This window comes from Acinetobacter sp. P1(2025) (genome assembly GCF_051390655.1).
GTDB lineage: Bacteria > Pseudomonadota > Gammaproteobacteria > Pseudomonadales > Moraxellaceae > Acinetobacter > Acinetobacter junii.
This window is the reverse complement of the sequence record NZ_JBPKBJ010000099.1, coordinates 1-10,581: the sequence shown is the minus strand read 5'-3', so window position 1 is coordinate 10,581 and position 10,581 is coordinate 1. Positions and strand designations below refer to the sequence as shown.

Sequence of the window (10,581 nt, the reverse complement as noted above, 5' to 3'; positions counted from 1 at the left end):
CTTTACTTTTTCATATTTCATGTACTCATGATAGTAGAACATGACTTTTTAATGTGGATAAAAAACAAACAAAACGTTGATCGTTTTTTGATTTTTGCAAGAAGTCTAATATAGTTTTGATACTGTTGCGCATCGAAGTCTTCTGGTTCAAGCAATAAAACGGGCAAATTAGGTTGTGATGATGCTTGAATCAAAGAGAGAGTTTGTTCGATTTTTAAATCATAAGCTCGACCGAAAATCACCATATCCCAAGGTAGATTCAGTTGCTTTTCAAATGTTTTAAAATCATCCAATAGACAAGCTTGGACTTTGTGTTCTTGTGCAGAAAATAATTGCAAAATTTGATTATAACGAAGTTGGTTATCATCAATAATTAATAAGCGTGTTTCAGTACGTTTTAACTTTTTAGAGAGTAAAGAATTTCTCACTTCAATGCTTCCCATAAATCTTGATCATTTGTATCCATATTCTTTTGTGCTATAAATTTTTGAAGATTAGGTTCATCTTCTTCATTGAGCAATTCGAAATCAAACTGGACAAAACTTTGAGTAATTAACTGTGCTGTTAATAAGTACACTTTTACTTCCTCTTTCCCCAATCGTAAATGAATAGCTTGCTGTTCTCTGAAAATTTGCGAACCTGGCAATATGATTGTTGTTTTTGTTTCATCCAGATTCTGATTTTTTAAAATAAGTGCAGGGTGGTAATTACTCACATGGCGGTCAGATTGAATACGTACTGCGCATGGGAAAATATCCTGTGCTAAAACCTCTAAACCGAGTTCAAGGCTTTTTTCACTGGATTGTTTAAGCCAACGAATAACACCTCCTCGCCAATGACCATGTGAGGTTTCTTTCACCAAGATATATTCGCCAGTCCGAAGGTTTTTAGGTGCTTCAGTCGTCCATTTAATACGATATCCATTTACGCTAATATCAAGAATATCTGCTTGATAAACTGCTTTACTTTCACGGCTTAAACGTTGGATGGAAGATTCTTGATTGTCAGAAGATTCTTTTTTATCCCACGATGACAAAAAGCGAGATTCGCTTTGTAATCCATAACCATGTTCAAGTTGAAGAGTTTCAGCGAAGTTCTTTGCTTTAGATAGATAGAAGTGAGCAGTGAGTAATCCAAAACAAATATGCAACTGCGCAGAGTACTCATAACGCTCGTGACGTCGTTCTGCAGTGGTGCCAAGAATCGTTTGAACATGAAACTTCAGCGCAGGTGTTAAATAGATTTTTTCATTTTTAGAAATATATTCTGCATTTTTGTGAAGTGTTGCAGTGACATGATCTAAAAGACTATTGGTGCTGATGAAAATATTTGGATTAAATCCTGAACTCTGTTTCTTGTTATAAATAGGTGGGTGATCTTTACTGGTATCAACTACATATTTGGTTAACTCAGTTTCTTTTGGTAATAGTTGCAGCATTTTCGCCCAGTCAAAGCTGCATTGGAATAAAGCTTGAATTTCAGATTGGCGAATTTGATTGGTGTTAAAAATATCCATTAGGATAAGTTGCGCATAAGCTTGAGCAACATTATTGAGACTTGGTTTGCCTGCTGGTTGTTCCAAAGTAGTATGATGATATTTATGAGTTACAGCTGCATCATAAAGTTGGTGAGCAATGAGCCATTGTCCTGCAACAGGTTCACTATAAAGCATATGTTGCTGATACAGGAGTTGAGTGAGTTGTTGTAATGCTTGGAAAGTCGCTAAGGTTCTTGCAGTCTGGAGATTTTTCTTTTGATTTAATGCAAAAAAAGAAAATTTTTGATGCTCAAGTTGATCGCTACTTCGGCGAACAATATTGATATAAATCGCTGCGAAGTAACAACGCAAAAGCATTGCCAGTTCGATAATGTGTTCATTGCGATCAGAGGTGATGACACCTTGATTAAAAAAATTCTTTTCTAGACTACCTAAAACATTTTCGATGGTAGGGTGTAGTGTCTGTATTAAATCAAAACGTAAAGTTTCTGAGCACTCTAATTCACTTAGCTCAAGTAAAGCTGAAAATAATGCTTTAGAGGTATCACCCAATTGCATTATGGCAAGTGTTGAAATCCATTCGTTCAAGCTTTTAGTGTTTGAATCACAAAAACTGAGTTTATCCCTTCTTAAAACAGTGGGAATTTGAAAAATATCCGAAAATGCATTATCCATCATTGTAATCAATCTCAGAACGTTTGAACCCCAAAAAGCGGTGTTTTATTTTTTTCGCCCGCAATTTCCCTTACGAGTTTAGGGACAAGATATCCAGGTAAACTCGCTAAAACATCAGTATATATATGATCTATCTCTGAAGACCTTAAATCAAAATGTTGAGCGCCTTTTACTTTATCTAATACATGAAGATAATAAGGCATTACACGCGCGTCAAATAAACGCAAACTTAAATTATTCAAAATTTCTGCAGAATCATTCACACCTTTGAGTAAAACTGCTTGATTTAGCACTGTAATATGGTGTTCTGATAACTGTAATAACTTTGAGCAAGTAAAGTCGTCAAGTTCAGCTGCGTGATTTGAGTGTATCACTACTACAATGCGTAGCCTACTGTTTTTTAATATAGAAATCAGCTCTTCATCGATTCGATTTGGAATAACGACGGGAACACGTGAATGAATTCTCAGAATCTTAATCTGAGGGAGAGATGCTAGACGTTCCAACCAAAGTGCTAATTTTCGATTTGATAAAGTTAGGGGATCTCCGCCACTCAAAATAACTTCATTAATTTGAGGATTTTGCTCAATATACTGTTTGATATTAATCCAATCATCATTTTTGGGTAGGTTTTCTTGATAGGGGAAATGGCGACGGAAACAATAACGACAATGAATCGCACATGCACCAGTTAAAGTCAGTAAAAAACGTGATTGATATTTATGTAGAACTCCAGCCATTTGATTAGCTGCTTCTTCACCAAGTGGGTCAGTAACAAATTCGGGATGATCTTCAAGTTCTAAATGATGAGGTAAAACTTGTAGCAATAAGGGATCAAAAGGATCTCCAATGCTCATTTTTCCGACGAATGCGCGTGGAACACGTAATTTGAACTGTTCAGAGGCAAGGATTGCCCCTGATAATAACTGTTCAGTGGATAACTCAAGCAGATTTAACAACTCTAAAGGATCAGTAATTAGATCACTGAGTTGTGATTGCCAGTTTTTCTCTTGATGTAAATAGTTTATCATGCCATACGTTAAAATAGTGTTAGCCTAAAGGCTATTGGCCTAGTCTAGCATTAATAGATTTGAGTTTTAAGTTGGAGTGCGCCTTTCATGGCCTATTATTCTACAAATGATTTTAAAGCTGGCCTTAAGGTCATGCTGGATGGTAACCCATGTTCAATCATGGAAAATGAATATGTAAAACCAGGTAAAGGTCAGGCGTTTAACCGCGTAAAATTACGTAACCTTCGCTCTGGTAAAGTATTAGAAAAAACATTCAAATCAGGTGATTCTTTAGAAGCTGCTGATATCGTAGAAGTAGAAATGGAATACCTCTACAACGATGGCGAAATGTGGAACTTTATGGATCCAGTAACTTTTGAGCAAATCGCTGCTGATAAAACAGCAATGGGCGACGCTGCAAAATGGTTAAAAGATGATTCAAATGAAAAATGTACAATCATGTTATTTAATGGTGTACCTTTAACTGTAAGCCCACCTAACTTTGTTGTGCTCAAAATCGTTGAGACTGATCCAGGTGTACGTGGTGACACTTCTGGCGGCGGAGGTAAGCCAGCGAAACTTGAAACAGGTGCTGTGGTACGTGTTCCATTATTCGTTCAGCAAGAAGAAAGCGTTCGTGTAGATACTCGTACTGGTGACTACCTAGAGCGTGCGTAATCGTTAAACATAAAGTATACGATTATCGAAGGGATGATAAAGAATCATCCCTTTTTTTATGCCAAAGTATTAGATAAATCTATTTTAATAAACGATAGACTCACGAAGATATTTTCTAAAGAAAATATAGGAATGGAAATCCAAATCACCAAAAGTGAAATATTTGAGAGGTTTTGAATGGAGATAACACAAGCAAAAACATCGCTTTCCTCTAAGATTCTATGGAGTTTAGTTGCCATTATCGGGGCAATTTCTTTTGGGATATTGGCGGTGAGTCGCGGTGAGCATGTAAATGCAGTTTGGTTGGTTCTCGCTGCTGTCTGTGTATATAGCATTGCATATCGGTTCTACAGTTTATTTATCGCAAACAAGGTTTTTGAATTAAACCCAAGGCGATTAACCCCAGCTCATCGTTTAAACGATGGTTTGGATTATGTTCCTACCAATAAATACGTATTATTTGGGCATCATTTTGCGGCGATTGCTGGTGCTGGTCCTTTAGTGGGACCAATTCTAGCGGCTCAGATGGGTTATTTACCTGGAACAATTTGGCTGCTTGTCGGTGTGGTGATTGCAGGTGCAGTTCAAGATTTTCTTGTGCTGTTTATCTCCACACGTCGTGATGGTCGTTCATTAGGTGAAATGGCAAAGCAGGAATTGGGTACTTTTGCTGGTGTTATCGTCATGCTTGGTACATTGGGCGTGATGGTGATTATTCTAGCAGTACTTGCACTGGTTGTGGTTAAAGCATTAGCTCATAGCCCTTGGGGTGTATTCAGTATTGCTGCAACGATTCCTATTGCATTATTTATGGGCGTGTACATGCGTTATCTGCGCCCAGGTAAAATTGCAGAAGTCTCTATCATTGGTTTCGTCTTGATGATGGCCGCGATTGTTTTTGGTGGTGATGTCGCAAAAGATCCGTATTGGGGACAGTTATTTACCTTAAGTGGAACGCAATTGACATGGGCATTAATCATTTATGGTTTTATTGCATCAGTCTTACCAGTTTGGTTACTGTTAGCACCACGTGATTATTTATCAACATTTCTTAAAATTGGTGTAATTGCTGGCTTGGCGATCGGTATTGTATTTGCAATGCCTGATTTGAAAATGCCTGCGGTAACGCATTTTGTGGATGGTACAGGACCTGTTTTCGCAGGGACATTATTTCCATTTCTATTTATTACGATTGCTTGTGGTGCCATTTCTGGTTTCCATGCGCTAGTTTCTTCTGGTACCACGCCTAAGCTCGTCGATAACGAAGTAAATATTCGTATGATCGGTTATGGTGGAATGTTGATGGAATCTTTTGTCGGCATTATGGCAATGATTTGTGCGACTGTACTTGATCCAGGAATCTATTTTGCGATCAATGCTCCTGCAGCAGTGTTAGGTACAACGGTTGATACAGCTGCTGAAGCTGTCCGTAATTTAGGTTTCATCGTTACACCAGAAATGTTAACTGTACTCGCACAAGAAGTGGGTGAGAGCTCTATTTTATCTCGCACAGGCGGTGCACCGACTTTTGCGATTGGTATGGCACATATCATTTCTGAAATTTTCAATAGTCGTTCAATGATGGCTTTTTGGTATCACTTCGCGATCCTGTTTGAAGCATTATTTATTTTAACCGCGGTGGATGCAGGAACACGTGCTTGTCGTTTTATGGTGCAAGATACGGTCGGGATAGTTGTACCTGCGGTTAAACAATCTAGCTCTTTTTTTGGAAACTTAGTTGGAACTTTTGTTGCGGTTGCTGGCTGGGGCTTCTTCGTTTATCAAGGTGTCGTTGATCCTCTAGGTGGTATTAATTCGTTATGGCCACTCTTTGGTATTGGTAACCAAATTCTTGCATCAATGGCATTAATCTTGGGTACGGTGATTTTATTCAAGATGAAGAAAGAGAAATATGTATGGGTCACAATCGTCCCAACAGTTTTCTTATTTATCACTTCTATGACTGCAGGTTGGCAAAAAATCTTCCATGAGAATCCGAAGATTGGTTTCCTTGCTCAAGCGAACCGTTTTTCTGATGCGATTGCACGTGGGGAGATACTCGCTCCGGCGAAAACAGTAGCAGAGATGCAAACAATTGTGATGTCCAATCAAATCAACGCGGTGTTGTGTGGATTCTTTATGATTGTTGCTATCGTAATGGTAATTGCATCTATTGGAGCAATTCGAAAAGCATTAGCAAGTTCAACGCCTACTGTGAATGAGGCACCTGCTGTTTATTCAGATGTACCGATGACTGCGAATAGCGTGAAGGGAGAATAAGCATGGATTTCAAAATTGCGAAAGAAGGTGGTTCCGTAATCGTGAAGATTATTAAATTCACGATTATGTCGCAAAAACACCTGATTTTCTCACCAAGAAATTGGTCTCGTATCGCACTTCTATGGCAAAACTTGCAAAAAAGTTTCCGTTTAATGGTTGGAGTACCAGATTACGAAAACTATCTCAGACATATGCAACAGCATCATCCAGATTTGACACCGATGGATGCGAAGACTTTTTATCGTCACTGTGTCGATGCGCGTTACCCATCGTCAGGCGGGAATATGAAAAAATGTCCTTGCTAGAAGTTATTTGATTTCTTTGAAAAAAAATCAAAACAGTGTATGTTGAGGCATACACTGTTTTATTTTGGGGATAGAATTATGTGGGGCATGGAAAAAGCTTCTGTTCAAGAAAAAAAAATACAAAATCAGCAACTAGAACAAGATATTAAAAGCTTTAGCTATAAAATAGAAAGTTTCCTTATTCAAGTTAATGAGCTGATCTTAGATAAGCCGCAACAAACTAAACTTGCACTGACTTGTTTGCTTGCTGGTGGTCATGTGCTATTTGAAGATTTACCTGGCTTGGGTAAAACAACATTAGCCAGTGCTTTAGCTCGTTTGGCGGGACTGCATTTTCAACGAATCCAATTTACCAATGATATGCTGGCGAGTGATGTGATTGGTATCAATATTTTTAATCAAAAAGAACATATTTTTGAATTTAAAAAAGGCCCTGTCTTTACTCAAATTTTACTTGCGGATGAAATTAATCGTTGTAGCCCTAAAACGCAAAGCGCGTTGCTCGAAGCAATGGAAGAAGGGGCTGTTACAGTTGATGGTATTCACTATGAATTACCTCAGCCTTTTTGGGTACTGGCTACGCAAAACCCACTCTTTCAAAGTGGAACCTATGCTTTGCCTGAGTCTCAACTAGATCGTTTTTTAATGCGTTTGTCTTTGGGCTATCCATCTCGCCAAGCTGAAAAACTTTTACTTCAACAAAGTTCACGTCAGCTTCTTATCCATCAATTGGATTCTGTATTTAATCAAGCGGATATTTTGCATTTACGTGAACTCGCTAAACAAGTTTTTTTAAGTGATGCTGTACTTAACTATATTTTAGATTTAGCCGCTGAAACACGTAAGCAGCGTCATGGTCTATCAACACGTGGAGTATTGGCATTAAAAGCTGCATCCCAAGCTTATGCATTAGTAGAAGGTCGAGCTTTTGTAACGACAGACGACGTGCAGATGGTGTTTATATCTGTAGTTTCACATCGTCTCAGTTTGGGTGAAAATGAAGTAAGAAAAATTTTAGAATCGGTAGAGGCATTCTAGTTGAGAGTGGGATATGCAAAAATTATTCAAGCATCCACTACAAAACTGGATTGCAAAACGATTCCAAATTGATGAAAAGAAGCGACTTACACAAAAAGATATTTTGATCTTTTTATATAGGCAAGGTTTTCTATATCTTGTGCTAATTTTAATTACGTTTATTGCAGGTATTAACTACGCAAATAACCTAATTCTAGGTTTTTGTTTTTTAATTAGTGCAATTTTATGGATTAGTTTTTATCTTACTTTTAAGCAGTTACATCGGCTGGATATAGAGCTTGTCTTTCCTGAGATAGGGCAAGTGGATAACTCATTTACACTAAAAATAATGTTTAAACAAAAAAGTATTTTTACTCGATATCTCAGAATTATTAGTGAAGACAAAGAACATTTTTTCTGTTTTGAGCATACTCAACAAATTTTTGAGTTGCCATTTTACCCAAATGCTCGAGGACAATACGATTTTTCACCCATAAAAATTTATTCTACTTACCCATTCGGTTTAGTGCGTGCATGGACTTATTTATATCCTAAGTATAAGGTGTGGATTGCTCCCAAAGCTCACGATTGGCAAAAAGAACATAAAAGCCAACCTACCAATGCTCAAGACAGCTTAGATGAGTTTAAAGAGCTAAGAGCATTTCAACATGGTGATTCCTATCAAAATGTAGCTTGGAAACAGGTTGCAAGAGGACAAGGATTTTTTATTAAAATGTTCGAAACTCAAGCCAATCATCAATATTTAGAAATAGATTATCAACAAATACCTGCACAAGGGCATGAACAAAAACTGAGTTTTATGATGGGTTTAATTGAGCAATGCGAACTATTGGGCGATGACTATGCTGTGATATTGCCTCATGCACGATTAGAAAGTGGACAAGGTCAATCACAGTTAATCAAGGCTAAACTTTTGCTGGCGCAGGCTTGATGATGAATAAACAAATTTATTTCTGTATTTTAGTTGCGCTAGTCTTAATACTAATTGGACAAATCCCGTTTATTCCATTTACTTTGAGTGGTCTATGGGCTGTCGTGTTGTTGGTTTTGGTTTGGCAATATTTAAAGAACAAAATCACAGCATTTTCGAATTGGATTCTTGTTCCATTTACGATAGTTTCTATTGCCTTGATCTTTCTACAATACCAAAGCTTATTTGGTGTGGAAGCTGGAGTTGCATTTCTTTGTACCTGTTTAATTGCAAAGACAATGGAAGTTAAAAATACTCGAGATCTATTGGTTGTATTTAACTTCGCATTATTTGTCAGTGCTAGTCTGTTATTGCATAGTCAAGCATTCTGGATGGCGCTAGTTGTATTTTCTGTATTTATCATGTGTATGGTTGGGTTATATCGCATTCAAACCGCACTTTTTCAGCAAAAAACAGCATCAAACCAGTTCAGACGTGATTTAAAGCAGATATTTAAATTTGTAGCAGTAGCGACCCCATTTTTTATTTTATTATTTATTTTCTTCCCGCGTTTACCCCCATTGTGGGCGATTCCAATTCAACAAGATCGTGCTACGACGGGGATTAGTGATCGTATGTCTCCAGGTGATATTGCGGAGCTGTCGCAATCATCAGCTCTAGCATTTCGTATTGTGGCAAATATGAATCAGTTGCCGAGTCGAAATGATTTATATTGGAGAGCATTGGTATTGGATATGTATGATGGTTCAACTTGGACCAGTCATTATTCAAATCAAAGTTTGAAGCGAGTGGATTACGCTACTCAAAAACAAGTTACATACCAATATTTATCAGCTGATGAGCAATCCAATTGGATCATGGGACTTGAATATTCAGTTCCTCAAGAACGATATTTACAGGTTTATCAGGATGATAGTATTCGCCCATCAAAATTGATAAAGCGAAATCAACCAATACAAATGTTGTGGTTAGGCAGAATATCTGCCCAATCAGAAGTTTTGAATCCAATACAAATAGAAATAAACACTCGGTATATTGAAGGATTAGATCCAAAAGCACAGAAACTCGCAGAAACATTATTGAATCAAAGCCAGCATCAACCGAACCAATATATCCGAAGTGTCTTAGCTTGGTATCGAAAAAATGGTTTTGTATACACATTAACTCCTGGAACTTTGGGTGGAAACCGAATAGATCAGTTTTTATTTTCAAGTCGTAAAGGGTTTTGTGAGCACTATGCATCTAGTTTTGTAATGTTAATGCGTTATGCAGGTATTCCTGCCCGTGTGGTAACAGGTTATCAAGGGGGGCAACTAGCACCTGATAATCAGAGTTGGGAAGTAAGACAATTAGATGCACATGCATGGAGTGAAGTTTATCTAAATGGTAAATGGCAAAGAATTGATCCAACAGTGATGATTGCGCCGCAAAGAATTGACACAGGCATGCAAAATTATTTAGCCCAAGACGAAACAGTCTGGGGTGATCAGCAATCAGAAACTTGGCGTTTACAGCAATTTAAAATGCTAAAAAACATGCGAATTTGGAGTGATTATTTAAGTTATCAATGGCAGAGTAAAGTCGTTGGATATGATGTAGAAAAGCAAAAGAATTGGTTATCACGTTTAGGATTAAATTCAAGTTATGCCTATGTGATTATTTTAATCGGAGGATTTGGATCAATTCTAATTTTGTATGCGGCTTATTATTGGTGGGTGCAAAGATCCAAACAAACGTCTTACGACCGTGAAATACAAAAGTTTCAGAAAAAGTTGCCCATTCATTTGCGAAAAAGACATTCTGAGACATTTCAGATGTGGATTCATCGTTTATCTGAACAGGCTAATGGTCATCAATCATTTGAACAACTTATTGTGTTATATCAAAAAATTATTTTTAAGGAACAAAAGGATGAAAATAATCTCATGCTATTTAAGCGTTTGCTTAAAGACTGTGCGATTACACTAAAACAGGTTCAAAAAAACTTGTGAAGCTTATAAAAAATGAATATCATGCTTTTCATTCTAGGTGTATAGCTCAGTTGGTTAGAGCGCTACGTTGACATCGTAGAGGTCAGCAGTTCGAGTCTGCTTATACCTACCAATATTCTAAACGTTATGTTATAAGGGTTTTAAGCGAAAACAGTAGCTTAAAGCCCTTTTTTGT

8 protein-coding genes, 1 tRNA gene and 1 pseudogene are annotated in these 10,581 nt (G+C 37.3%); 7 read left to right on the top strand and 3 right to left on the bottom strand.

Annotation, left to right across the window (positions count from 1 at the left end; translation table 11 throughout):
• Positions 1–104: 104 nt before the first annotated feature.
• The 3 genes and pseudogenes from ACSC97_RS16625 to epmB all read right to left on the bottom strand — a co-directional run.
• A pseudogene (locus ACSC97_RS16625) lies at positions 105–428 on the bottom strand (diguanylate phosphodiesterase); the annotation flags it as partial.
• Positions 425–2,176: a GTPase gene (locus tag ACSC97_RS16620; protein ID WP_436662039.1), complete on the bottom strand. Its 1,752-nt coding sequence runs from the start codon at positions 2,174–2,176 to the stop codon at positions 425–427. The pseudogene ACSC97_RS16625 and the gene ACSC97_RS16620, both read right to left, overlap by 4 nt.
• Positions 2,177–2,187: 11 nt before the next feature.
• Entirely contained in the window at positions 2,188–3,204 is a 1,017-nt protein-coding gene (epmB, locus tag ACSC97_RS16615) for an EF-P beta-lysylation protein EpmB (protein WP_004913100.1), read from the bottom strand.
• Positions 3,205–3,291: 87 nt separating this feature from the next.
• Between epmB and efp the strand changes: the two genes are divergently transcribed.
• From efp to ACSC97_RS16580, 7 genes are all read left to right on the top strand, one after another.
• Positions 3,292–3,861 (top strand): elongation factor P, encoded by a 570-nt coding sequence (efp, locus tag ACSC97_RS16610; RefSeq protein WP_004913097.1) that lies wholly within the window; start codon positions 3,292–3,294, stop codon positions 3,859–3,861.
• 177 nt (positions 3,862–4,038) lie between these two features.
• Positions 4,039–6,141, top strand: a complete 2,103-nt coding sequence (locus ACSC97_RS16605) for a carbon starvation CstA family protein (protein WP_436662036.1) — start codon at positions 4,039–4,041, stop codon at positions 6,139–6,141.
• 2 nt (positions 6,142–6,143) lie between these two features.
• On the top strand, positions 6,144–6,446 hold the full coding sequence (locus tag ACSC97_RS16600) for a YbdD/YjiX family protein (RefSeq protein WP_126132172.1): 303 nt from the start codon (positions 6,144–6,146) through the stop codon (positions 6,444–6,446).
• 78 nt (positions 6,447–6,524) lie between these two features.
• Positions 6,525–7,484: an AAA family ATPase gene (locus ACSC97_RS16595; RefSeq protein WP_436662033.1), complete on the top strand. Its 960-nt coding sequence runs from the start codon at positions 6,525–6,527 to the stop codon at positions 7,482–7,484.
• Positions 7,485–7,497: 13 nt separating this feature from the next.
• Complete coding sequence (locus ACSC97_RS16590; RefSeq protein ID WP_099948426.1) at positions 7,498–8,415, top strand: DUF58 domain-containing protein; 918 nt, start codon at positions 7,498–7,500, stop codon at positions 8,413–8,415.
• 2 nt (positions 8,416–8,417) lie between these two features.
• On the top strand, positions 8,418–10,406 hold the full coding sequence (locus ACSC97_RS16585; protein ID WP_436662031.1) for a transglutaminaseTgpA domain-containing protein: 1,989 nt from the start codon (positions 8,418–8,420) through the stop codon (positions 10,404–10,406).
• A 35-nt stretch (positions 10,407–10,441) separates the two neighbouring features.
• Positions 10,442–10,518: transfer RNA gene (locus ACSC97_RS16580), tRNA-Val, on the top strand.
• Positions 10,519–10,581 lie beyond the last annotated feature (63 nt).